Here is a 24,932-nt window from a genome sequence, read left to right on the forward strand (position 1 = left end):
ACCGAAGCTGGCGACCTTTGCAAAAGCTCGCCAGCTTCCGGATTCCTGCATGCCCAAGTCCCGCCGCTATCTGTTTATCAGCCTCTTTGCCCTGCTCGTCATCGGCCTAGCGTGGGTTTCTCTGCGCAATACCGCCCCGGTGGTTCCCGAAGCCATACAACATGGCTACAGCGAAGCACTGGCGGCTACCCGGGGTGGTCAACCCGGTGCCGCACGGGTGCTCTATCAGCAATTGGGCCGTCCGGACCTGTCCCCCAAGCGTCGTGTCTGGTTGCATGCCGAGCTGCCCAACTATCCAAGCTCGGTGGCCCTGAAACTGGCGGATGCCGACCTGCAGAACGAGTCGCCCGAGGTCCGTATCGCTGCGATCAGGAGTATCAGCGGCCTGGTACCGAGCGGCCAGCGCAGTCTGCTGCTGGGGCCATTGCTCGATGACAGCGAACAAAGCGTGCGGCTGGCCGCAATCAACGCGCTGCTGGGTTTGTCTCCGGATGAACTCGGCTTGTATTTCGGGCCGCTGGAGCAAGCCATCGATGCCTGGGAGCAAGTGCTCAAGAGCGAGCCGCAAAGCGCCGATAACCAATACCAACTGGCCCGGCTGCACCTGCACAACGCCGAGCTCAAGGAAGCGCAACAGGCGCTGGACAACACCCTGCGCCTGGCACCGGACAACCTGCCGGCGCTGGTGCTGCAAATCGAAGTGCTGGATAAACAGGGCCAAAACGACGCCGCCCGGCAGTTGTTGGCCAGGCAACTCCAGGCACAACCCGATTCGGCCTACCTGCAACATGCCCTGGGGCTCTGGCTGCTGCATCACGAGCAAAGCGAATTCGCCCTGCTCGGCCTGTCCAAAGCCGTTGAACTCGAGCCCAATAACCGGGATTACCGCTACGACCTGGCCACCACATTGCACAGTGAGCAAGAGCTCGACGCGGCGCAGAAACAGTTGCAGGAAATCGTTCAGCGCCATCCGAACGATCGCAAGGCACGGGTGCTGCTGATCAGTTACTGGAAGGAAAGCGGGCAACTGCAAAACGTGCAGATCCTGTTGGCCCAACTCGAACAGATGAACCCCGATGATCCGGCGTTGCAACAAGGGCTTTGACCCCGCCTGAAATTTCGTTGAACCGTCGTCCCGGCCCAGGGTCAAGTGAAAAGGCAGCCCGTTGCGGCAGTGCGCGGCGGGTTTCTCGATCCGGGCATGCAGATGATCACCAAGCCCTTTACCTTTGATCTGTTGACGGCGAAGGTGCGGGAGATGATCAGCGCCTGAATGCTTATGAAAGCATGTCTTGCATCAGTTCCTGCAATTTATCCAGATCGAAAGGTTTGTCCAGGATCGGCGCCGTGCGGGTGATCGGGCTGTCGGTCTCACGGATTTCCTGGGCATAGCCGCTGATGAAAATCACCTTGAGTTCCGGTCGCAGCTTCACGGCGGGTTCGGCGATCTGCACGCCGGAGATGCCACCGGGCAGGCGGAAGTCGGTGATCATCATGTCCAGGTGCGGTTTGCTCGCGAGGATTTCAAAAGCCTGCTCGCCGTTTTCCGCCTGCAACACGCGGTAACCCTCGCCCGACAGATAAGCGGACAGCACCATCAGAATCGAGGGATCGTCCTCGACGACGAGTACTACATCTTGTGCATCTTCGCTCATGGGAAGCCTTTGTTCGGTCGATTGCTGCTGATACGACCGTGGGGTCGATCAGAGGTTGCGTTTATCCGGCTGTTTTCCTGCAGCGGCAGACAAACGCGAAACAAGGCGCCTTCGTCAATCCTGCTCTGGACCGTAATAGTACCGCCATGGGCGGTGACAATCTGTTCTGAAATAAACAATCCCAAGCCCAGTCCGGCACCGATATGTTTGGCCGATACCCGTTCGAACTGCTGGAAAATCCGCTTCTGGTTTTCTTCGCTGATACCGATCCCCTGGTCCTGCACGTCCACCAGCGCCCGGCCCTCTTCACTGTAGACTCTCACCGAGACCAGGCCCTTGGCCCCGTAGCGCAAAGCGTTGCTCAACAGGTTGGAAATCACCTGTTCAATACGAAATTCATCCCAATTTCCGATCACCGGTTGCTCGGCATCCAGCGTGACCGACGCCTCGGCGGCGTCGATTTGTTGGGAAAAGTTGTGCATCACGTCGCGAACCAGCGTCGAAAGGTCGAAACACGTCGACCGGATCGACAACTTGCCGGTGCGAATACGCGAAACGTCGAGCATGTCTTCGATCAAGCGTATGAGGCTTTTGATCTGCCGTTCGTCGCGGTCGACCATGGCGTGCATCTTGTCCAGGGTGAAGGCGGCGGCGTTGTCCCGGGCCAGGTGCATCTTGCGCAACTGGGTTTCCAGGATCAGGCCGTTGAGCGGCGTACGGACTTCGTGGGCGACGATGGACATGAAGTCATCGCGCATGCGCACCGCCTGCTCCAGTTCCAACTGGGTGTTTTGCAGTTGCTTGAGCAATGCCTCCTGCTCACGGCGGCTCTGCTCCAGGGCCAGCACTTGTTCCTTCATCGCCTTGCTCTGGCGATACAGGTCGACGAACACATTGACCTTGCTCTTGACCGCGAGGATGTCCAGCGGCTTGTGCAGGAAGTCCACGGCGCCGCTTTCATAGCCCTTGAACGCGTAGTTCAGTTCACGCCCGGCGGCGCTGACGAAGACGATCGGAATATTCCTGGTTTTTTCTGTACCGCGCATCAACTCGGCCAGCTCGAAACCGTTCATGCCGGGCATCTGCACATCGAGGATGGCCATGGCGAATTCGTGTTGCAACAGCAGGGACAAGGCTTCGTCGGCGGACTGCGCCTTGTACACGATTCGGTCCTTACGCTTGATCAGCGCTTCGAGCGCCAGCAGATTCTCCGGCAGATCGTCGACGATCAGCAGATTGGCCTGGATATTACTTAGCATGCGATTCGTTCCAGCTCGACAGGCAGACGGCCGATGCCACCGGCGGAGGCACCGATCACGATCACTTCGATAGCCGGCAAGTTCGTTGCACTGTTCATGATTTTCGGTAGATCCGCTCTTGTTTGACCAGCGGCTCGAACTGATTGCCGAAGGCTGAAAAATTCGGGGTTTCCTTACTGCCCAACACCAAAAAACCGCGATGGCAGAGGGATTCATGAAACAGTCCGAATGCCCGATCCTGAAGTTTTTTATTAAAATAAATCAGTACGTTACGACATGAAATTAATTGAGTTTCTGAAAATACGCTGTCCGTCGCCAGGCTGTGATCGGCGAAGGTCACGTTCTCGCGCAGTGTCTTGTCGAAAATCGCGTAGCCATAAGCCGCCGTATAGTAGTCGGCAAAAGAACACTGGCCACCGGCCTGCTGGTAATTAGCAGTGTAGGCGCGGACATTCTCCATCGAGAAAATCCCTTGCCTGGCCTTTTCCAGCGAGCGCGGATTGATGTCAGTGGCGTAGATGATCGTGCGGTCGAGCAAGCCTTCTTCGCGCAGCACAATGGCCATCGAATACACCTCTTCACCGGTGCTGCATCCGGCGATCCAGATCTTGAGCGAAGGGTAGGTTCGCAGCAGCGGCACCACCTCCTTGCGGATGGCCAGGAAGTGCGAAGGGTCGCGAAACATCTCGCTGACCGGAATGGTCAGCAATTGCAGCAATTGCATGAACGCGGCGGGGTCGTGCAGGACCTTTTCCTGCAACGCCGAGATGGTGTTGCACTCGAACTGGCTCAGCGCATGGTTGACCCGGCGCTTGATCGAAGCGCCGGAGTAATCGCGAAAATCGTAGCTGTACTTGAGGTAAATCGCCTCGATCAACAAGCGCAATTCGATTTCGCTGTTTCGCTCCATTGAAAAATTGCGCTCCACTAGATACGTTCCACCTTCGGTAACCACACACGAATCAGCGAAAACAGGCGATCCAGGTCGATGGGCTTGGCCAGGTAATCGTTGGCGCCGGCCTGCCGGCAGCGCTCCTGGTCGTCCTTCATGGCCTTGGCCGTCACCGCGATGATCGGCAGCTTGCGCCAGCGCGGGTCCTTGCGGATTTCAACAATGGCTTCGAAACCATCCATCCGCGGCATCATTACGTCCATCAACACCAGATCGATGTCTTGCACCTCATTCAATCGTTCAATCGCTTCGCGGCCGTTGCGACCAATGACCACCACTGCGCCTTTTTGCTCCAGCGCACTGGTGAGGGCAAAAATGTTGCGCACATCGTCATCCACCAGCAGCACTTTGCGGCCCTCGAAGACCTTGTCGCGGCTGCGAGCGACCTTGAGCATCTTCTGCCGTTCATGGGACAACCGCGATTCGACTTTGTGCAGAAAAAGCGTCACCTCATCCAGCAGCCGCTCCGGCGAGCGTGCGCCCTTGATGATGATCGAACGCGAATACTTGCACAGTTCAGCCTCTTCATCCCGGGTCAGGTTGCGCCCGGTATAGACGATGACCGGTGGAAAGGAGCAGAGGTCTTCGCTGGACATGCGCTTGAGCAGGTCATTACCGAGCATGTCCGGCAGTTTGAGGTCGATGATCATGCAATCGAAAACCGAGGCCCGCAGCAGGTCCAGCGCCTCCTGCGCCAGGCCAACGGCAGTGATCTCGAGATCATCGTCGCCGATCAGGCGGGCAATGCTGTCGCGCTGCAAGTCGTCGTCCTCGACCAGCAGCACGCGCTTGACCTTCTGGGTCAGCTTGGCCTCGAGGCGTGCAAATACGTCCTTGAGTTCCTCGCGGGTGGTCGGTTTGACCGCATAGCCAATGGCGCCCATGTGCATCGCTGCTTCAACCCGGTCCTCGACCGAAATCACATGCACCGGGATGTGCCGGGTTTCGGCGTGTTCCTTCAGGCGTTGCAGCACGGTCAGGCCGGAGTGATCCGGCAGGCGCATGTCCAGCAGGATCGCGTCGGGGATGAACGTCTTGGCCAGGTCGTAGCCTTCGTCGGCGCCATGGGCCACCAGGCACTGATAACCCAGTTCATGGGCAAGGTCGTAGAGGATGTGCGCAAAGTTCGGCTCATCTTCCACCACCAGAATGCAGCGGCGGGTGAACGGACCGTTGTTGCGATCGTCGTCGAAACGCGGAATGTCGATGTCGGCCATCAGTGGCGACAATGTGGGCGGCAATACACTCGGCGCAGCCGCCACAGGAGCGGCTCGCATCAGTTCGACAGGCCCTTCGCCCGGTTCTATGTATTGCTGTGGCAAGACCAGGGTAAACACACTGCCCTGCCCCGGCGTGCTGGTCACACTGATGGAGCCGCCGAGCAAGGCCGCCAGATCACGGGAGATCGACAAACCCAGTCCGGTGCCGCCATAACGCCGATTGGTGGTGCCATCGGCCTGACGGAATGCCTCGAAAATGCTGTCGTACTGCTGCGCCGCAATGCCGATCCCGGAATCACGGACGCTGAACGCGATGCCGTCGTTCGGCACCGTGGCGACGGACAGGCACACGCTGCCGCTTTCAGTGAATTTGACGGCGTTGGACAGCAGGTTCTTGAGCACCTGCTCCAGGCGCTGGCGGTCGGTGAACAGCATCAGCGGCGCGCCGTCCTGCACATCCAACTGGAAATCCAGCTGTTTGTCCGACGCCAACGGCTGAAACAGACCGCGCAGGCCCTCGACCAGACGCGCCACGCTGGTGTTCTCCGGACGGATCTCCAACTTGCCGGCCTCGACCTTGGAAATGTCCAGAATGTCGTTGATCAGGTTGAGCAAGTCATTGCCGGCGGAGTAGATCGATTCGGCGAATTTGACCTGCTCGGCGCTGAGGTTTTCCTCCGGATTTTCCGCCAGCAGCTTGGCCAGGATCAACGAACTGTTCAGCGGCGTGCGCAACTCGTGGGACATGTTGGCGAGGAATTCGGACTTGTACTTGCTCGAGCGCTGCAACTCTACGGCACGTTCTTCGAGCTGGATCCGGGCCTGATTGAGCTCGGTATTCTTCAGCTCCATGGCGTCGCGTTGCTCGGCCAGAGCTTGTGCCTGTTCGGCGAGCTGTTCGTTGGTCTGCTCCAGCTCCACCTGCTGGATTTCCAGGTGCGCCTGGGACTCCTTGAGAATCCGTGACTGTTCTTCGAGCTCTTCGTTGGCGGTCTTGAGCTCTTCCTGCTGAACTTGCAACTCTTCGTTGAGTTGCTGGGTTTCGGCCAACACCTCCTGCAAACGCTGACGATAGCGTGCAGCCTCGATCGAGGTGCCGATGTTGCCGGCAATCAGCTCAAGCAATTCAATGTCACGGTCCGTCAGTGAGCGCAGAAAGCCCAGTTCGATCACGCCATTGACCCGCTCGTCATCACTGGTGGGCACCACCAGCACACTGCGCGGCAAACCTTCGCCGAGGCCGGAGCTGACTTTGAAGTAATCAACCGGTACCTCGTCCAGGCGAATCAACCGTGCCTGTTGCGCCACCTGGCCGACAATGCCTTCTTCGCTGTAAATCTGTTGCTCCCGCTCTTCTTGCTCACGGGAAAACCCGTAGGTGGCGATGCGTTTGAGGCCGCCGTGGTCTTCGCGCACATAAATAGCCGCCACGGCGGTGCCAAGGTACTGCGCACAAAATTGCAGAATATTGCGTCCCAGCAGGCTCAGGCTCAACTGTCCCAGCACCTGCCCGGCGAGTTGAGTCTGACCGTTGCGCAACCAGGCTTGCTGCTCCAGGCGATGGGCGCTGGCCTGTTGGGCAGCGAGGTTGACGCCGTAGCTTTGCGAAAGATTGAGCAAATCGCGGCGCCCGACATACGCCAGCAAGCCACTGACGCCGGCAATGAACAACAGATAGAGGCTGATACTCCAGACTGTGGTGCGCCGCACGTCTTCATTGCGAGCGGTGCGCAGTTGTTGCTCGGAGTCGATCACGTCCTCGAATTGCTTGCGAATTTCATCGGTCAGGCGTTTGCCGCGTCCGGCCTTGACCACGGCGCGATAGTCACCGCTGCTGCGCTGCAAATCGATCAGCGATTGCGCGTAGCTGGCCCATTCCAGCTGCAATGCCTGCAACCGCAGCAAGCGGTCAGTCTGCACCGGGTTGTCGGCGGTCAGCTCGAGCAAGGTGTTGAGGGCCACGGCAATTCGCGGTTTGGCGGTTTCGTAGGGATCGAGGAAATGTTCGTCGCCACTGAGCAGGAAACCGCGCATCCCGGTTTCCAGGTCCACGGTCAGCTTGAGCGCTTCATTGGCGTTATTGATCACCCGGTCGGTGTGTTGCACCCACTGGATCGTCGACAGTAAATAGCTGATCAGCGAAACGAAGAACACCGCGCTGATGAGGCCCAGACCCAACGGCAGGCTGATGTTGCGGCTCAGGAGTTTACGAAATCGTTGCTCATCAACCGTGGACGCGGAGGTCATGGGTCAGGCCTTGTCGAACTGTCGGGATGCAAGGAGTTTGCCGCAAAACTGGCACATTGATCCAATTTTCTGACATGGTTTCGCGCAAGGTCCTACATTCCGCTGCGACCGCGCAAAGCGGCGGGTTATCCTTGCGTGACCTGCGCCGCACTCTTTTTTGCATCGCGTCGGGAACTTGTCGGGATCCGCCACTTACTGATGCAAGAAGCTGGTATTTTCGAACGCTGGCAATGCCAATTTTATCGGGAATCTCACTATGTCATCCGTCAACGGCTCCACCATCCTTGTCGTCGAAGACGATGCCATCGTGCGCATGCTGATCGTCGATGTACTGGAGGAGTTGGAGTTCAAGGTGCTAGAAGCCAATGGCAGCGAGCAGGCGCTGGAGACACTCAAGGACTTGAGCCAGCACATTGATCTGATGATGACCGACGTGGGCTTGCCGAACATGGACGGCCGCGAACTGGCCAATGAAGCACGTGTTTTACGTCCAGCCTTGCCGATCCTGTTTGCCAGCGGTTATGCCGAAACCATCGAAGTGCCTCAAGGCATGCACTTGATCGGCAAACCGTTCTCCATCGATCAGTTGCGCGACAAGGTCAAAGACATTCTCGAGTGACGTTGCGATCCGCTGTGGTTTAATGCGCGCCTTTTTCGTCCCTGCCCTGTCTTCGCTTCAAGGAATTCCCGTACATGAACCAGCCCCGCGCAACCAAAGTCCTGGTCATTGGTTACGTCTGGCCCGAGCCCCGCTCTTCCGCGGCCAGCGGGCATGTCATGCAAATCCTCGAGGTTTTCCTGCAGCAAGGCTGGGACATCACGTTCAGCAGCCCGGCGGGCTTCGGCGAACAACGCGCAGACCTGACGGCGTTGGGCATTCGCGAAGTGCCGATCGAGCTGAACAACAGCAGTTTCGACGAGTTCATCAGCGAACTGGCGCCGGACATCGTGTTGTTCGATCAATTCATGATGGAGGAACAGTTCGGATGGCGGGTCGAGAAGCATTGTCCCGATGCCCTGCGCGTGCTCGAAAGCTGCGACCTGCAAAGCCTCAGGCATGGCCGGCATCAACGCCTCAAGGAGCGTTTGAAAACCAGTGATGACAACAATGACTTCAGTGGCCTGTTCGCCCAGGCAGAGCGTGAAGAATTTGAACACATGGCCAACACCGATCTGGCAAAGCGCGAAATCGCCTCGTTTTATCGTTGTGATTTGACGCTGATGGTTTCCGAAGTGGAAATCGAATTGCTGGTCGAGCAGTTCAGGATTCCACGCAACTTGTTGCACTGGTGCCCATTGATGGTCGATCTTCCGGCCAGCGCACCGGTAGCGTTCGAAGACCGGGCGCACTTTCTGCATATCGGCAACTTTCGCCATGCACCCAATTGGGATGCGGTGCTCTGGTTGAAAACCGCGATCTGGCCGCTGATTCGCGAGCAACTACCCAGCGCTCAATTGCATATCTATGGTGCCTACACACCACCCAAGGCCACTGCGCTACATAACGCGGCGCAGGGGTTCCACGTAATGAACTGGGCAGAGGACGCCTTGCAGGTGATGTCGGCGACGCGGGTGTGCCTGGCGCCCTTGCGTTTTGGCGCAGGTATCAAGGGCAAAATCGTCGATGCAATGCTCTGTGGCACACCGAATGTGACGACGCCAGTCGGTGCGGAGGCGATGCATGGCGAAGAGACTTGGCCCGGTGCAGTGACCCGTTCGGCACGCGAGTTCGCCGATCATGCCGTGCAACTGCACAACGACAAGGCCCTATGGTTGAGCGCCCAGAATCAAGCCCGCGCTTTGTTGGCCAGTCGCTACCAGCCGTCCATTCATGGCCCGGCGTTGATTGAACGGCTGGTTGCTTGTCAGCGGCACCTGTCCGACATTCGGCGAGATAACTTTACCGGCAGCATGTTGCGCCATCACCACCACAAAAGTACTCAATACATGGCGCAATGGATTGAAGCGAAAAACCGGGCCCAATGAGTCGCCGAAAATAACCCTGTATAAAACTCACTAGATAACTTATTAACAATACGAAACACCCCGCCACTCCTGCCTGAGTCGCATGAGTGGCTTTCCTGTTTTTTAGTTGCTATAAAACCCCTCTCCGCCAAATGCGATAAAGCATTTGGCGCATAAACAACTGTATCCAACCCACTTGCACGGACGCACTATGGACGACAATAACGAAATACAACCAAGCTTTGAGTATGGCAACTATAAACCCACACTCAACGACTGGATGAGTAATATTCCAATCATCGAAAACTTGACGCTCGGCGAGCTGATTTTGCCTGGCGCACATAATACCGGCTCAGACAAGAACGGTAACTATATCTGGGCACCAACCATGCACTGGGCCGTCTGCCAAAACGACTCGTTTTATTATCAACTGATGAACGGCGCCAGGGCATTCGACATCAGACTTGAATTTGACATGAATATCAGGAATGGCAATAGTTACTCGTATTTTTACTTTCACCATAACGGAATACGCTCCTATCGCGAGCTCTCTCAGCTCGCTCAGGATGTATCCAGCTTTCTAGTGCATAATCCCGATGAGTTCATAATCCTCGACTTCCACAAACTGGAACGTGGAAATCGTCCCGTTAACTTCAAGGAATTCAGTGACCGCCTCGTGCGCAGTTTAGGCGAACTCATCATTCCTCCTGAACACAGCCGCAAGACGCTTGGACAGTTGAAACGCATCAGCAGGACTCAACGGGTACTGCTCGCCGCCGATCATCACCCGGACCTGGACCCACAAGCCTTTTGCAGGAGCGTTCAACATAAATGGAGCGGCTCCGCCATCACCGATGTCCAATACCTCGAATCTTTTATTGAAACCGTCATGACGACCCCTCCCTCTTCAAGTTTCCCATGGTCTCTATCTGCCACCGCTTACTCCGTCGTCGGTGGCCCGGTTAGCATCCCCAAAGAGCTGAATGATTGGTTCGATGTAAACAAACCATGGATTCACAAATGCAGCATTATCAATGTGGATTTTTTTGAAGAGTCAAACCTGGTTCACAACTGCCGCGCGGCAAACGTAATGAAGGCCCAATCCCGCCTCAAGCAACAGCGGCCATGAGGCAATGGTGCGCGGTTTTTTGATATCCGCCTGGGCGTACGTTCAAACGGCAGAGTAGCGTTATCCATCCGGCTGGAGGCATGATCAGGGCGGGATAACAACACAAGCGCCCTGACATGACCCGCACCGCCAGAGTCACCGATCCTTCCTATGAATTGATGGACGACCACAACGGGTTGTCCATCATCTACCGTCAGCATGGCTTTCCCTGCCCGCTGGTGCGCTGGCATTTCCACAAGGAATACGAGTTGCACCTGATCGTCGCCAGTTCCGGCAAGGTGTTCATTGGCGATTACATCGGCAACTTCTATCCGCAAACCCTGTTCCTGACCGGCCCCAACTTGCCCCACAACTGGATCAGCCAGGTGGCCGAGGACGAAGTGGTGCCCAAGCGCGACATGCTGGTCAACTTCACCGACGAGCTGTTCGACAGCGGCTATCAGGTGTTTGCCGAACTCAAGACCCTGGCGCCGCTGCTGGAGCGCGCGCAATACGGCATCGAGTTTCGCTGCAAGCACACCATCGCCCAGGCCATGGACTTGATGCAGCGCATCGCCGAAACCAGCGGCGTCACCCGGCTCGGGCACTTTTTCATTCTGCTGGAGTTGCTCGCGGCCACCGACGACTACCAATTGCTCTCTGGCGCCACGACGCCACAACTGGCCGACGAGCACAACATCGATCGCACCAACCGCGCAGTGGATTACATTTTTGCCCACTACGCCCGGGACTTGACGCTGGAGGAAGTCGCCGAGCACCTGGGCATGAAGCCCACGTATTTCAGCCGCGTATTCAAGCAGGCCACCGGGCGCAATTTCGTCGAATTCGTCAATCGCCTGCGCATCAGCAAGTCCTGCGAGTTGCTGGCCGATGGCGACAAGCCGGTCACTGACGTGTGCTTCGAATCGGGCTTCAACAATATTTCCAACTTCAACCGGCGCTTCCAGCAACTCAAGGGCATGACCCCGTCGCACTACCGGCGGTTGGTGGTGCAGCGGTTGACCGAGCAAAACCTCGGCTGAAGACATACCTCAAATCCCTGTGGGAGCGAGCCTGCTCGCGATGGCGGTGTGTCAGTTTGCAAAATGTCGTCTGACACGACGCATTCGCGAGCAGGCTCGCTCCCACAGGTACAGCGTTACCCCCTGAAACCTGTACGGATTCAATACCCCTCCTTCGCTGAAAAGCCCTTCCCTGCGTCTACCTGCCAAAACCCCAGTGCAAAAAAGTATCGATCAAAGTGCGATGGATGATTTGTCTCGCCCTCCATTGAAGGATGTAATCAGTGCACATTCTTCCCTCCGCAGGAAGACACAAAAACAATAACTGTCCTTCTGTAACCCATTGGGTGCAGAAAAGGAGTGCACGATGCAACCGTCAGTAAAAGCTCTGCTCGCCCTCACCTGCATGACCCTCAGTAGCGCCAGTCTCGGCGCCCAGACCCTGACCATCGCCACCGTCAACAACAGCGACATGATCCGCATGCAAAAGCTCTCGAAAACCTTCGAGGCCGAGCATCCGGACATCAAGCTCAATTGGGTGGTGCTCGAAGAAAACGTCCTGCGCCAGCGCCTGACCACCGACATCGCCACCCAGGGCGGGCAGTTCGACGTGCTGACCATCGGCATGTACGAAGCCGCACTCTGGGGTGCCAAGGGCTGGCTGGCGCCGATGAAGGATTTGCCGGCCAGCTATGCCCTCGATGACGTGTTCCCGTCGGTGCGCGAAGGCCTGTCGGTCAAAGGCTCGCTGTATGCCCTGCCGTTCTACGCCGAAAGCTCGATCACCTATTACCGCACCGACCTGTTCAAGGACGCCGGCCTGACCATGCCCGAGCGCCCGACCTGGGAGCAGATCGGTGAATTCGCCGCCAGGCTCAACAAACCCGAGCAGGAACAGTACGGCATCTGCCTGCGGGGCAAGGCCGGCTGGGGCGAGAACATGGCGCTGATCAGCACCGTCGCCAATGCCTACGGCGCTCGCTGGTTCGATGAACAGTGGCAGCCGGAATTCAACGGCCCCGAGTGGAAAAGCGCGCTGAATTTCTACGTCGACACCATGAAGAAATCCGGCCCGCCGGGCGCCTCGAGCAATGGTTTCAATGAAAACCTGGCGTTGTTCAACAGCGGCAAATGCGCGATCTGGGTCGATGCCAGCGTCGCCGGCTCGTTCGTCACCGACAAGGCCCAGAGCAAGGTCACCGATCACGTCGGTTTCACTTATGCGCCGCATCAAGTCACCGACAAGGGCTCGGCCTGGCTGTACTCCTGGGCACTGGCCATTCCCACCAGTTCCAAAGCCAAGGAAGCAGCGAAAACCTTCAGCGCCTGGGCCACTTCCAAAGAATACGGCGCACTGGTCGCGGAAAAAGACGGCATCGCCAACGTGCCGCCGGGTACCCGGGCCTCGACCTACAGCGAGGCGTACATGAGCGCTGCGCCATTCGCCAAGGTCACGCTGGAATCACTCAAGGCCGCGGACCCGAGCAAGCCGGGCGCCAGGCCTGTGCCGTACATCGGCATCCAGTTGGTGACCATTCCCGAGTTCCAGGGCATTGGTACCCAGGTCGGCAAGTCCTTCTCTGCAGCGTTGATCGGCCAGACCACGGCCGACCAGGCATTGGCGGCGGCCCAGCAAACCACCGAGCGCGAGATGAAGCGCGCGGGTTATCCCAAGTAACCCAGACCCCGCTCTCGCCTCCTGTGAGAGCGAGCCTGCTCACGATGACGGGCTCCCATTCAACATTGTGGGTGACTGATACAGCGCTATCGCGAGCAGGCTCGCTCCTACAGTGGATATCCATAAGTCTGTATGACTCGGTTCTGATCACCATGAATACATCAACTGCCAAAGCTCACATGGACATTGTCCAACCCCAGCGCAAACGCCGCGTGACCAATCCCGGCTGGTTTCTGGTCAGCCCTTCGGTGGCATTGCTGCTGTTGTGGATGATCGTGCCACTGGGCATGACCGTCTACTTCTCGACCATCCGCTACAACTTGCTCAATCCCGGCGAGAACGCGTTCGTCGGGCTGGAAAATTTCACCTACTTCCTCACCGATTCGGGCTTCCTGCCCGGCGCCACCAACACGCTGTTGCTGGTGGGCAGCGTGCTGCTGATCAGTGTGGTGTTCGGCGTGCTGATCAGTGCGCTGCTGGAGGCCAGTGAGTTTTTCGGTCGCGGCATCGTGCGGGTGATGCTGATCTCGCCGTTTTTCATCATGCCCACGGTGGGCGCGCTGATCTGGAAGAACCTGATCTTCCATCCGGTATCAGGGATTCTCGCCTACGTCTGGAAGCTGTTCGGTGCGCAACCGGTGGACTGGCTCGCGCACTACCCGCTGCTGTCGATCATCATCATTGTCTCGTGGCAATGGCTGCCCTTCGCGATCCTGATCCTGATGACCGCCATGCAGTCCCTCGACCAGGAACAGAAAGAAGCCGCGCGCCTGGACGGTGCCGGACCCATCGCGATTTTCTGGCACTTGACCCTGCCGCACCTGGCGCGGCCGATTGCGGTGGTGGTGATGATCGAAACCATCTTCCTGCTCTCGGTGTTCGCCGAAATCTTCACCACCACCAACGGCGGCCCCGGCTACGCCTCGACCAACCTCGCCTACCTGATCTACAACCAGGCGCTGGTGCAGTTCGACGTCGGCATGGCCTCGGCGGGCGGCTTGATCGCCGTGGTCATCGCCAACATCGCCGCGATCATTCTGGTGCGAATGATCGGCAAAAACCTGACCGACAAAGCCTGAGGCCTGCCATGACTCTTCAACAATCCCGTCGTTTGCAAAGCCTGCTGCTCGGTACATTGGCCTGGGCCATCGCGATCCTGATTTTCTTCCCGATCTTCTGGATGGTACTGACCAGTTTCAAGACCGAAATCGATGCCTTCGCCACGCCGCCGCAGTTCATCTTCATGCCGACGCTGGAGAACTACCTGCACATCAACGAGCGCAGCGACTATTTCAGTTTCGCCTGGAACTCGGTGGTGATTTCCTTCAGCGCCACGGCCCTGTGCCTGCTGATCGCGGTGCCTGCGGCCTACTCCATGGCGTTCTACGAAACCCAGCGCACCCGAGGCACACTGCTATGGATGCTCTCGACCAAGATGCTGCCGCCGGTGGGCGTGCTGATGCCGATCTACCTGCTGGCCAAGAGTTTCGGCCTGCTCGATACGCGCATTGCACTGATCGTCATCTATACGCTGATCAACCTGCCGATCGTGGTCTGGATGATTTACACCTACTTCAAGGACATCCCCAAGGACATCCTCGAAGCCGCGCGCCTGGACGGCGCAACGCTGGCGCAGGAAATGCTCCGGGTGTTGCTGCCCATCGCCAAGGGCGGACTGGCGTCCACGGTGTTGCTGTCGCTGATCCTGTGCTGGAACGAGGCCTTCTGGTCGCTGAACCTGACCTCGTCGAAAGCCGCGCCATTGAGCGCATTGATCGCCGCGTACTCAAGCCCCGAAGGACTGTTCTGGGCCAAGTTGTCGGCCGTCTCGACCCTGGCCTGTGCGCCGATCCTGATCTTCGGCTGGATCAGCCAGAAACAACTGGTTCGCGGCCTGTCGTTCGGCGCCGTGAAATGAATCAAAAGCAAAAGATCGCAGCCTTCGGCAGCTCCTACACAGAGCCCCCAAGCACCGCGACTCCCCTGTAGGAGCTGCCGCAGGCTGCGATCTTTTGATCTTAAACAACAACAAACGGAGGCCCATCACCATGGCCAACCTGAAAATCAAGAATCTGCAAAAAGGCTTCGAAGGCTTTTCCATCATCAAGGGCATTGACCTGGAAGTGAACGACAAGGAATTCGTGGTCTTCGTCGGCCCGTCGGGTTGCGGCAAATCCACGTTGCTGCGGCTGATCGCAGGGCTGGAAGAAGTCAGTGGCGGCACCATCGAACTCGATGGCCGCGACATCACCGAAGTGAGCCCGGCCAAGCGCGACCTGGCGATGGTGTTCCAGACCTACGCCCTGTATCCGCACATGAGCGTGCGCAAGAACATGTCGTTCGCCCTCGACCTGGCCGGCGTGGCGAAGGCCGAGGTGGAGAAAAAGGTCAGCGAAGCGGCGCGCATCCTCGAACTGGGGCCTATGCTGGAGCGCAAGCCCAAGCAACTGTCCGGCGGCCAGCGCCAGCGCGTGGCGATTGGCCGGGCTATCGTGCGCAACCCGAAAATTTTCCTGTTCGACGAACCGTTGTCCAACCTTGATGCCGCCCTGCGCGTGCAGATGCGCCTGGAACTGTTGCGCCTGCACAAAGAACTGCAAGCCACGATGATCTACGTGACTCACGATCAGGTCGAAGCGATGACCATGGCCGACAAAGTGGTCGTACTCAATGGCGGCAAGATCGAGCAAGTCGGCTCGCCGCTGGACCTCTATCACCAGCCGGCCAACCTGTTTGTCGCGGGGTTTCTGGGCACACCGAAAATGGGCTTTCTCAAAGGCAAGGTCACACGCACCGACAGTCAGGGCTGTGAAGTGCAACTGGACGCCGGAACCCGCATCAGCCTGCCCTTGAGCGGCAGGCATTTGAGCGTCGGGAGTGCGGTGACGCTGGGCATCCGCCCCGAGCATCTGGAACTGGCCAAACCCGGCGACTGCACCTTGCAGGTCACCGCCGATGTCAGCGAACGCCTGGGCAGCGACACCTTCTGCCACGTCCTGACCTCGTCCGGCGAAGCCCTGACCATGCGGGTTCGCGGCGATCTGGCCAGCCGTTATGGCGAAACCCTGAGCCTGCACCTGGATGCGCAACACTGCCATTTATTCGATGCCGACGGCGTGGCACTGACCCGCCCGCTGCGCGTTGCTGCCTGATTTCAGAGAGCCTGCGATGAAACTGAACAAACACAACCTCAGCCGCCTCGCGCCTGAAGTGGTCCTGCCCGCCTACGCGTTGGGCGATACCCGCCAAGGCATCGCGCACATCGGCGTCGGCGGTTTCCATCGCGCCCACCAGGCGTTTTACTCCGATGCACTGATGAATACCGGAGAAGCGCTGGACTGGGCAATCTGTGGTGTCGGCCTGCGCGCCGAGGACCGCCGCGCCCGTGACGATCTCAAGGATCAGGACTACCTGTTCACCCTGTTCGAACTTGGTGATAACGACGACACCGAGGTGCGGGTGATCGGGGCAATTCGCGACATGTTGCTGGCAGAGGACGATGCCCAGGCGTTGATCGACAAACTGACCAGTCCCGAGATCCGCATCGTCTCGCTGACCATCACCGAAGGCGGTTACTGCATCGACGACAGCACCGGTGAGTTCATGGCGCACTTGCCGCAGATTCAGCATGACCTGGCGCATCCGGAGGCGCCGAAAACCGTGTTCGGTTTCCTCTGTGCCGCACTGGCCAAGCGTCGCGCCGCCGGCACGCCGGCCTTCACCCTGATGTCCTGCGATAACCTGCCGCACAACGGTGCCGTCACCCGTAAGGCGCTGCTAGCCTTCGCCGCCTTGCACGACGGCGAATTACGCGACTGGATAGACGCCAACGTCAGTTTCCCCAACGCCATGGTCGACCGCATCACGCCGACGACCAGTTCCCGGCACCGCCTGCAACTGGCCGACCAGCATGGGGTGGACGATGCCTGGCCAGTGGTCTGCGAACCCTTTGTGCAATGGGTGCTGGAAGACAAGTTCGTCAACGGTCGCCCGGCCTGGGAAAAGGTTGGCGTGCAGTTCACCGACGACGTCACGCCCTACGAAGAAATGAAGATCAAGCTGCTCAACGGCAGTCATCTGGCGCTGACGTACCTGGGATTCCTCAAGGGTTACCGCTTCGTCCATGAGACCATGAACGACCCGCTGTTCGTGCGCTACATGCGCGCCTACATGGACCTGGATGTGACGCCGCAGCTGCCGGCGGTGCCGGGAATTGACCTGGCCGAGTACAAGAACACCCTGGTGACGCGCTTCTCCAATCAGGCGATTGCCGATCAGCTTGAACGGGTGTGTTCGGACGGCTCGTCGAAGTTTCCGAAATTCACCGTGCCGACCATCAACCGCTTGATCGCCGATGGCCGTGAGACCAAGCGAGCAGCGTTGGTGGTGGCGGCGTGGGCGCTGTACCTCAAGGGCGTGGATGAGCATGGCGAGACCTATTCGATCCCGGACCCACGCGCAGCGTTCTGCCAGGCGCTGGTGGCCGATGATGTGTTGATTACCCAGCGATTGTTGGCGGTCGAGGAGATTTTTGGTACGGCCATTGCGCGCTCACCGGAGTTTGTCGCAGCGTTCGAGTGGTGCTGCAATAGTTTGCGCGAGGTTGGAGTGTCGCGAACGTTGGAGCGGGTGCTGGCTTGAGGTCGGTGGTGTAGCAACTGCCGTCATCGCGAGCAGGTCGGATCGCCGCACCGTCGCCCCCACATTGGATAATCGTCGAGCGCAACATGTGTGTTCTCTGAAGATCTCCTGTGGGAGCGAGCCTGCTCGCGATGAGGGTTTACTGATATCCAAGGATCCTGCATGACAACCCGACAACTCTTCCTCGGCATCGACTGCGGCACCCAGGGCACCAAAGCCATCATCCTCGACGCGGCCAGCGGTGAGGTGCTCGGCCAGGGAGCGGCCAGCCACAGCCTGATCAGCGCGGCCAATGGCCGCCGCGAACAGGACACCCAGCAGTGGCTGGAAGCCTTCACCACCGCCACCCGCCGCGCCTTGCTCGCGGCTGAAGCCGATGGCCAGTCGATCCTCGGCATTGGCGTCTCCGGCCAGCAACATGGCCTGGTGCTGCTCGACGATCAGGGCAAGGTATTACGTGCGGCCAAGCTCTGGTGCGACACCGAAACCACCCCGGAAAATGACCGCCTGCTGGCCCATCTGGGCGGCGAAAAGGGTTCGCTGGAACGCCTCGGCGTGGTCATCGCGCCGGGCTACACCCTGTCCAAACTGCTATGGACCAAAGAGCAGCATCCCGAGGTGTTTTCCCGCATCGCCCGCATCCTGCTACCCCACGACTACCTCAACCATTGGCTAACCGGCCGCAGTTGCAGCGAATACGGCGATGCCTCGGGCACCGGGTATTTCAATGTGCGTACGCGCCGGTGGGATTTGCAATTGTTGCTGGACATCGACCCGAGCGGACGCCTGCAAGCCGCGCTACCTGAGCTGATCGATGCCCATCAGGCGGTCGGTACGGTTCTGCCGGGCATTGCCGAACACCTGGGCATCAACCCGCGGGCACTGGTGTCCAGTGGCGGCGGCGACAACATGATGGGCGCCATTGGCACCGGCAACATCCAGCCCGGTGCAATCACCATGAGCCTCGGCTCGTCCGGCACGGTGTACGCCTATGCCGATCAACCGAGCGTCGCCGCGGATGCCGCAGTCGCCACGTTCTGTTCTTCCAGTGGCGGATGGTTGCCATTGATCTGCACCATGAACCTGACCAATGCCACCGGTCTGATTCGTGACCTGCTGGACCTCGACATCGATCAGTTCAATGAGCTCGTTGCCCAGGCGCCGATCGGTGCCGAAGGTGTGAGCATGTTGCCGTTTTTCAACGGGGAGCGGGTGCCTGCCCTGCCCCATGCCAGTGGCAGCCTGTCGGGTCTGACCATGACCAATCTGACCCGGGCCAATCTGTGCCGCGCGGTGGTCGAAGGCACGACGTTCGGTTTGCGTTACGGACTGGACCTGTTACGCCACAATGGCTTGCAAAGCCGCAGCATTCGGCTGATCGGCGGTGGTTCGAAAAGCGCGGTGTGGCGGCAGATCGTCGCCGACACCATGAACACCCCGGTGATCTGCACCGAACAAAGCGAGGCCGCGGCTCTCGGTGCGGCGATCCAGGCGGCCTGGTGCGTATCCCGGGCGAACGGGCACGAACACAGTCTGGCGGACTTGTGCGAGCGTTGCGTGAAGCTCGACCCGGCCAGTGAAACCCTGCCGGTCGCCGACAATGTACACGCCTGTCAGCAGGCGTATGAACGCTATCAACAGCATGTCGCAACCCTTTGAAGAGTGAACAACTATGTACCTGGTGTGTGGCGAAGCGCTGTTCGATTTTTTCAGTGAAAACGACGCCAGCGGTCTGGCTTCCAAAGTGAACTTCAAAGCCATTGCCGGTGGTTCGCCGTTCAATGTGGCAGTGGGCTTGCGCCGATTGGGCGTGGACGCGGCGCTGTTGGCCGGGTTGTCCACCGATTACCTGGGGCGGCGCCTGCTGCAAGTGCTGCAAGATGAAGGCGTGTGCCAGGACTACCTGCTGGATTTTGCCGCGCCGACCACCCTGGCGATGGTCGCGGTCGGGGCCAATGGCTCACCGCAGTACAGCTTCCGTGGCGAAGGCTGCGCGGATCGACAATTGCAACCGGAGCACCTGCCGGCACTCGGGCCTGAGGTACGCGGCCTGCATATCGGTTCGTTCTCCCTGGTGGTGCAGCCGATTGCCGACACCCTATTGGCACTGGTGCGCCGGGAAAGCGGCAAGCGCCTGATCAGCCTCGATCCGAACGTGCGCCTGAACCCGGAGCCGGACATTGACCTGTGGCGTGCACGGATCGCGACGCTGGTCGAACTGGCTGATCTGATCAAGGTCAGCGACGAGGATCTGCATCTGCTGTACCCCGGCCAAGACCCGGCGCAGGTGATCGAAGGCTGGTTGCAACACCGCTGTCAGCTGGTGTTCCTGACCCGGGGCGGCGATGGCGCGAGCGTGTTCAGCCGGGTTCACGGTTCGTGGTCGGCTCCTGCCTGTGCGGTAAAAATCGCCGACACCGTGGGCGCGGGCGATACCTTTCAGGCGGCGCTGATTGCCTGGTTGACCGAACAGCAGCTGGATTCGGTGGAGGGTGTGAAGCAACTTGGCCGCGAGCAGATCGACCGCATGCTGAAGTTCGCGGTCCAGGCGGCGGCGCTGACGTGCAGCAAGACCGGACCGGATTTGCCTTATCGGCAGCAGTTGGATTTGCGCTGAATTCGAGGGACTCTTCGCGAGCAGGCTCGCTCCTACAGTAGATTCATGCCCGACAGCGATCCAATGTAGGAGCGAGCCTGCTCGCGATGACTTTCCATCAGGCGCCCGATGGTCTTAACTGATACACAGGATCGCGCATTCGCAACAGACGGCGTTCAGCCGGGTTAACCCTCGCTTAACCGTGCGGTCCAACACTTCACTGGACCGCACGCCCTCAGACTGCTCTGACGCCCAGTGCGGCAAGTTCGACAAGCGACACATCGAACTGACTTTCCGTCCGCACCGGAGATCGCTGATGAACACTCGTACCCTGCTGGTTACCACCGCCCTCGCCTGCACTGCGTTTGCCGGCCTGGCTCAGGCCAATGACACCACTGACTCTCAAGCCGTGCCCTATCACTACGGCATGCCATTGCATGTCAGCAAAGTGATTTCACTGACCGAGCCGGACACCCTTGAGTGCAAAGTGGTAAATGCCCAGATGAAGTACATCGATGACAGGGGAAAACCCGCAGAAATTACCTACCGTAAACTTTCCGACGCCTGCGAGAACCAGAGCTGACCGAAAAGTCTGATTTGCCGACGGTTGCCGTTGAACTGGCGCTGGGCCTGGCGTTCTTCCAGACCCGGCGCGTGTCCGTGGAACTCGAAACCGCAGGTTAAAGCGCTTTGCCCAGCATCGAGTGGGGATCGACCTCGACGTGATGCTGTTTGGAACGCAGCCGGGCAATCAACTCGTTGATTTCCCGGCAACCATTGAGCCCGGAAGCATCAATGCCGGTGACCAATAGATCCAGGTGATCGGTTTGCCCGTCTGCATAGACCTTGACGGTCATCGACAGATCCGGTGACAGCGTGCACTGGCAGCGCACGGGCAGAAAACTGCTTTCAATGATGTTGCGAAGTTCCAAGGCAGAAAGAAACATGGCGACTCCCTCCTATGTGAGACTGCCAATAACGGTCAATGCTCGCTCATATGAAATCCCGGCAAGCTTCAAGGACAGATACAGCATAAATCATGCTCCGGATTTCGCTGTGCAGCTCATCGGCAATTCATGGGTTCAGGCAAGACACCTGTAAAGCCTGTCATGCCGTTTGCAATATACACCCCTTGTGACCTTGAAATTTGCACGCTGGGCGCCACGGGTTTGCATTCACTGCGCACCACAGTAAAAATGCCGCCCTTCACTTCAAGCAAGGAGGCATCATGAGTTCTTTGACCGTTAACGCTTGCGCAGCGCTAGCCGCACTGGGGCTTGCCGGCCTGGCGCACGCCGCCAAACTCGAAGACACCGCGCCCTATCCGAAGGCCGAAAGCGGGTTTACCCGCCAGGTGATTCACCTCGCACCACAGACCCGGGAAAACGACTTCCAGGTCGAGATCCTGGCCGGCAAGACGATGACCGTCGACTGCAATAACCCGCGTCTGGGTGGCATTCTCGAAGAGAAGAACCTCGAGGGTTGGGGCTACCCGTTCTATCGCCTGGAAAAAGTCATTGGCCCGATGAGCACGCTGATGGCCTGCCCGACCGGCACGAGCAAACAGGGTTTTGTACCGGTGGTCGGTGACGGCTTCCTGCTGCGTTACAACAGCAAGCTGCCGCTCGTGCTGTACGTGCCCAAGGACATCGAAGTGCGCTACCGCATCTGGTCGGCGTCGACCAAGGTCGAGAAAGCCGTTCAGGAATAATCCGGCCATCCGGCGGACCCTTGTGGCGCCCGCTTGCGGCGCCCGCCGTCGGCCTGCCCGAGTGTCATGCCGGAGCGCCACTCAACGCAGCTCGCTCGGCCACATGCCCCAGGCTGTCGAAATTGATGTTGGCACCCGAGTCGATGGCGACCAGGGTCTGACCACGAGCCCCGCTCTGTGCCACGTACTTCTTGATCCCGGCCACCGCCAGCGCGCCGGAAGGTTCGGTGATCGAGCGGGTATCGTCATAGATATTCTTGATTGCAGCGCAAAGCTCATCGTTGCTGACCCTCAGCACCTCATCGACACAAAACCGGCAGACCTCAAAACCGTAAGCGCCGATCTGCGCCACCGCCACCCCGTCGGCGAAGGTGCCGACACTTGGCAAGATAACTCGCTCGCCGGCGAGCAACGCAGCTTGCAGGCACGCGGAATGCTCCGACTCGACGCCGATGATGCGCACCTCCGGTCGCAAGTATTTGACGTAAGCGGCGATGCCGGCGATCAGCCCCCCGCCACCCACCGGCACGAAGATCGCATCCAGCGGACCTTGATGCTGGCGCAGGATTTCCATGGCCACCGTGCCTTGACCGGCGATCACCTCCGGATCGTCGAAGGGCGAAACAAAGGTGCGACCGGTTTCCCGGGCCAGATCAAGTGCATAGGCCAGTGCAAACGGAAAGCTTTCGCCGTGCAATACAGCATCGGCGCCACGACTGCGAACCCCGATGACCTTCAATTGCGGCGTCGTGCATGGCATGACGATGGTGGCATTGATCCCCAACTCCCGAGCAGCCAGCGCCACACCCTGGGCATGATTGCCGGCAGAAGCGGTAACCACGCCGCAAGCCTTTTGCGCCTCGCTCAGTTGCACCAGCTTGTTGTAGGCGCCGCGGATCTTGAAGGAAAAGGTCGGTTGCAAGTCTTCGCGCTTGAGCAGGATCTGGTTGCCCAAGGCTTCGGACAAGGCCGGTGCCGGTTGCAACGGCGTGCGCACGGCCAGTTCATACACCGGCGCGGCAAGGATTTTTTTGACGTAGCGTTCCAGCAAGGCCTGTTGATCAGCGGTAAAACTCATGGTCGTCTCCTGACATTGATCGGGACCCGGGAGACAGAAAGTAAAAACCCGCCTCTAGGGCGGGTTGGGTGCTGCAGTCGTGAGCTAGCCCGCCAAATGAGGAATGGCGGTAATAATGCTTGGCTGGCAGCGCAATACGGTGGAAGTCATGGCTCGAAATTAGCCGGACGGTTGTGGCAAGTCAATGGCAAGTTTTGTAGATGCCATTAGTCAGCCGGCAACTTCAACCCGACTTTGTAAATGCCACCGTTCTCCTCATCGGTCAATACATACAAATAGCCATCCGGCCCCTGCCGCACATCGCGAATACGTTGTTTCAACTCCCCGAGCAAACGCTCCTCGTGCACCACCTTGTCGCCATCGAACTCCAGGCGGATCAGTTCCTGGCTGACCAACGCGCCAATAAACACGTTGCGCTGCCAGGCCTTGAAACGATCGGCGTCGTAGAACGCCATGCCACTCAGGCCCGGGGATTTTTCCCAGACATGGTTCGGGGCAACGGTGCCTTCGACGGTATCACCCCTGGCTTCGGGAATCGGTTGACCGGAGTAGTTGATGCCATGGGTCGCCAGCGGCCAGCCGTAGTTTTTGCCACGCTCGATGATGTTGATTTCATCGCCGCCCTGGGGGCCGTGTTCGTTTTCCCACAGCGTGCCGTTCCACGGGTTGAGCGCCGCGCCTTGCGGATTGCGCTGCCCGTAGGACCAGATCTCCGGGCGCACGTTGGCCTGGCCGATAAAGGGGTTGTCCTTGGGCACCGTGCCGTCCGGGTAGATCCGCACCACTTTGCCTTGCAGTTTGTCGAGGTCCTGGGCAGTCGGGCGGTCGTTGTTTTCCCCCAGCGTCACGAACAGATAGCCGTCGCGATCAAACACCAGCCGCGAGCCGAAATGGTTGCCCACCGAGAGTTTGGGTTCCTGACGCAGGATCACGTGGAAATCCTTGAGCGCCGTCATATCGTCGGAGAGCCGGCCGCGGCCCACTGCTGTGCCGGCCTTGTTATCCTCACCACCACCTTCGGCATAGGACAGATAGACCGTCCGGTCCTGCTTGAAATCCGGTGACAACGCCACGTCCAGCAAGCCGCCCTGCCCCTTGGCCCAGACCGTTGGCACGCCATTGAGCGGTGCTGACAGCTTGCCGTCAGCGGTCACCAGTCGCAGGTTGCCAGGCCGTTCGGTTACCAGCATGCCTTTACGATCCGGCAAGAATGCCAGCGCCCAGGGGTGCTCCAGCCCCGTCACGACGGGGGTGACCTCGAGGGTGCCTTCTTCGCTTTTCATCGTCTGGGCGGGCGCGGCAAGCACAGGGACAGTGGCGCTGATCAATGCGCTGGCACAGAGGGTTGCCAATAGGTTTTTACGCAACATGCAGGATTCCTTTTCCGATGAACATGAGGTTTGGTGAAAAGTAGCGGGCAGAGGTGATGCCTGCCACTCAACGGTTGTTGCTGCCGGTGTCTCGCGGGGCAGGATTGGGAATGAATGTCGGTGGGCTGGCGGGAGCGGTCCGGTCGGGATAGCGATTACCGATGCCACCGTTGTCCAGCGTCGGCGAGCGCTGGACCGGCACGGTATTGGGTCCGCGTATGGCCGGGGCACTGGGTTGAGTGCCTTGCATGCTGTTGGGGTTGGCCCGGTGGATCGGACTGTTGTAAGGGTTGTTGTTGGTGCGGCCCGGCAGGTTCTGGGCCAATTGCAACGCAGCAGAGGCATCGGCCAGAGAGCCCAATATGGCACTCAAGGCCAGCACAATGGCGCCAAACACGTATCGGTTCATGGGGTGCCTCTCTACGTCGCG

At 59.0% G+C, this 24,932-nt stretch carries 23 protein-coding genes; 15 read left to right on the forward strand and 8 right to left on the reverse strand.

Going from position 1 to position 24,932, the window contains the following annotated elements; all coding sequences use genetic code 11:
* Positions 1-49: 49 nt before the first annotated feature.
* Together AC1D19_RS00480 and AC1D19_RS00485 are read left to right on the forward strand one after the other, a co-directional pair.
* On the forward strand, positions 50-1,105 hold the full coding sequence (locus AC1D19_RS00480; protein WP_477761954.1) for a tetratricopeptide repeat protein: 1,056 nt from the start codon (positions 50-52) through the stop codon (positions 1,103-1,105).
* Between the two features lie 45 nt (positions 1,106-1,150).
* Positions 1,151-1,273: a hypothetical protein gene (locus AC1D19_RS00485; protein WP_477756357.1), complete on the forward strand. Its 123-nt coding sequence runs from the start codon at positions 1,151-1,153 to the stop codon at positions 1,271-1,273.
* Positions 1,274-1,277: 4 nt separating this feature from the next.
* Here AC1D19_RS00485 and AC1D19_RS00490 read toward each other — a convergent pair whose 3' ends face one another.
* The 4 genes from AC1D19_RS00490 to AC1D19_RS00505 all read right to left on the reverse strand — a co-directional run bounded on the left by AC1D19_RS00490 (position 1,278) and on the right by AC1D19_RS00505 (position 7,333).
* Complete coding sequence (locus tag AC1D19_RS00490) at positions 1,278-1,655, reverse strand: response regulator (RefSeq protein WP_223458099.1); 378 nt, start codon at positions 1,653-1,655, stop codon at positions 1,278-1,280.
* The gene (locus AC1D19_RS00495) at positions 1,652-2,914 is read right to left on the reverse strand and encodes a hybrid sensor histidine kinase/response regulator (protein ID WP_477761955.1); all 1,263 of its coding nucleotides are present in this window, start codon (positions 2,912-2,914) and stop codon (positions 1,652-1,654) included. The genes AC1D19_RS00490 and AC1D19_RS00495 overlap by 4 nt, the downstream gene beginning before the upstream one ends.
* Before the next feature lie 94 nt (positions 2,915-3,008).
* A complete protein-coding gene (locus AC1D19_RS00500; protein ID WP_477761956.1) occupies positions 3,009-3,824 on the reverse strand; it encodes a CheR family methyltransferase in 816 nt (271 codons plus the stop codon).
* 17 nt (positions 3,825-3,841) lie between these two features.
* Positions 3,842-7,333 carry a response regulator gene (locus AC1D19_RS00505; RefSeq protein WP_477761957.1) on the reverse strand — a complete coding sequence of 1,164 codons (3,492 nt, stop codon included), beginning with the start codon at positions 7,331-7,333 and terminating at the stop codon, positions 3,842-3,844.
* Positions 7,334-7,589: 256 nt separating this feature from the next.
* Here AC1D19_RS00505 and AC1D19_RS00510 point away from each other — a divergent pair, with 256 nt between their 5' ends.
* From AC1D19_RS00510 to AC1D19_RS00565, 12 genes are all read left to right on the forward strand, one after another.
* Positions 7,590-7,952, forward strand: coding sequence for a response regulator (locus AC1D19_RS00510; protein WP_477761958.1), 363 nt, complete (start codon positions 7,590-7,592; stop codon positions 7,950-7,952).
* Between the two features lie 74 nt (positions 7,953-8,026).
* Positions 8,027-9,319, forward strand: a complete 1,293-nt coding sequence (locus tag AC1D19_RS00515) for a glycosyltransferase (protein WP_477761959.1) — start codon at positions 8,027-8,029, stop codon at positions 9,317-9,319.
* Positions 9,320-9,509: 190 nt separating this feature from the next.
* Complete coding sequence (locus AC1D19_RS00520) at positions 9,510-10,427, forward strand: phosphatidylinositol-specific phospholipase C domain-containing protein (protein WP_477761960.1); 918 nt, start codon at positions 9,510-9,512, stop codon at positions 10,425-10,427.
* Positions 10,428-10,543: 116 nt separating this feature from the next.
* Entirely contained in the window at positions 10,544-11,449 is a 906-nt protein-coding gene (locus tag AC1D19_RS00525) for a helix-turn-helix domain-containing protein (protein ID WP_477761961.1), read from the forward strand.
* A gap of 346 nt (positions 11,450-11,795) precedes the next feature.
* Complete coding sequence (locus AC1D19_RS00530; RefSeq protein WP_477761962.1) at positions 11,796-13,106, forward strand: ABC transporter substrate-binding protein; 1,311 nt, start codon at positions 11,796-11,798, stop codon at positions 13,104-13,106.
* Positions 13,107-13,258: 152 nt separating this feature from the next.
* Positions 13,259-14,185 (forward strand): carbohydrate ABC transporter permease, encoded by a 927-nt coding sequence (locus AC1D19_RS00535; RefSeq protein ID WP_477761963.1) that lies wholly within the window; start codon positions 13,259-13,261, stop codon positions 14,183-14,185.
* Between the two features lie 8 nt (positions 14,186-14,193).
* Positions 14,194-15,024: a carbohydrate ABC transporter permease gene (locus tag AC1D19_RS00540; RefSeq protein ID WP_477761964.1), complete on the forward strand. Its 831-nt coding sequence runs from the start codon at positions 14,194-14,196 to the stop codon at positions 15,022-15,024.
* 130 nt (positions 15,025-15,154) lie between these two features.
* Complete coding sequence (locus tag AC1D19_RS00545) at positions 15,155-16,258, forward strand: ABC transporter ATP-binding protein (protein WP_477761965.1); 1,104 nt, start codon at positions 15,155-15,157, stop codon at positions 16,256-16,258.
* Positions 16,259-16,274: 16 nt separating this feature from the next.
* Positions 16,275-17,747: a mannitol dehydrogenase family protein gene (locus tag AC1D19_RS00550; RefSeq protein WP_477761966.1), complete on the forward strand. Its 1,473-nt coding sequence runs from the start codon at positions 16,275-16,277 to the stop codon at positions 17,745-17,747.
* Positions 17,748-17,909: 162 nt separating this feature from the next.
* Complete coding sequence (gene xylB / locus AC1D19_RS00555; RefSeq protein ID WP_477761967.1) at positions 17,910-19,406, forward strand: xylulokinase; 1,497 nt, start codon at positions 17,910-17,912, stop codon at positions 19,404-19,406.
* A gap of 13 nt (positions 19,407-19,419) precedes the next feature.
* Positions 19,420-20,364 carry a carbohydrate kinase family protein gene (locus AC1D19_RS00560; RefSeq protein ID WP_477761968.1) on the forward strand — a complete coding sequence of 315 codons (945 nt, stop codon included), beginning with the start codon at positions 19,420-19,422 and terminating at the stop codon, positions 20,362-20,364.
* Positions 20,365-20,659: 295 nt separating this feature from the next.
* Positions 20,660-20,926: a DUF2790 domain-containing protein gene (locus AC1D19_RS00565; protein WP_477753813.1), complete on the forward strand. Its 267-nt coding sequence runs from the start codon at positions 20,660-20,662 to the stop codon at positions 20,924-20,926.
* Between the two features lie 97 nt (positions 20,927-21,023).
* Here AC1D19_RS00565 and AC1D19_RS00570 read toward each other — a convergent pair whose 3' ends face one another.
* A complete protein-coding gene (locus AC1D19_RS00570) occupies positions 21,024-21,290 on the reverse strand; it encodes a DUF1652 domain-containing protein (RefSeq protein ID WP_477761969.1) in 267 nt (88 codons plus the stop codon).
* A gap of 281 nt (positions 21,291-21,571) precedes the next feature.
* On the opposite strand from AC1D19_RS00570, the gene eco reads away from it, so the two are divergent.
* Positions 21,572-22,054 carry a serine protease inhibitor ecotin gene (eco, locus tag AC1D19_RS00575; RefSeq protein WP_477761970.1) on the forward strand — a complete coding sequence of 161 codons (483 nt, stop codon included), beginning with the start codon at positions 21,572-21,574 and terminating at the stop codon, positions 22,052-22,054.
* A 64-nt stretch (positions 22,055-22,118) separates the two neighbouring features.
* Here the strand turns inward: eco and ilvA are convergent, their stop codons facing one another.
* The 3 genes from ilvA to AC1D19_RS00590 all read right to left on the reverse strand — a co-directional run bounded on the left by ilvA (position 22,119) and on the right by AC1D19_RS00590 (position 24,911).
* Positions 22,119-23,132 carry a threonine ammonia-lyase, biosynthetic gene (ilvA, locus tag AC1D19_RS00580; protein ID WP_477761971.1) on the reverse strand — a complete coding sequence of 338 codons (1,014 nt, stop codon included), beginning with the start codon at positions 23,130-23,132 and terminating at the stop codon, positions 22,119-22,121.
* Between the two features lie 206 nt (positions 23,133-23,338).
* On the reverse strand, positions 23,339-24,502 hold the full coding sequence (locus AC1D19_RS00585; RefSeq protein ID WP_477761972.1) for a PQQ-dependent sugar dehydrogenase: 1,164 nt from the start codon (positions 24,500-24,502) through the stop codon (positions 23,339-23,341).
* A gap of 67 nt (positions 24,503-24,569) precedes the next feature.
* Positions 24,570-24,911 (reverse strand): hypothetical protein, encoded by a 342-nt coding sequence (locus AC1D19_RS00590; protein ID WP_477761973.1) that lies wholly within the window; start codon positions 24,909-24,911, stop codon positions 24,570-24,572.
* Positions 24,912-24,932: the final 21 nt, after the last annotated feature.

The organism is Pseudomonas sp. P1_C12 (assembly GCF_056406435.1).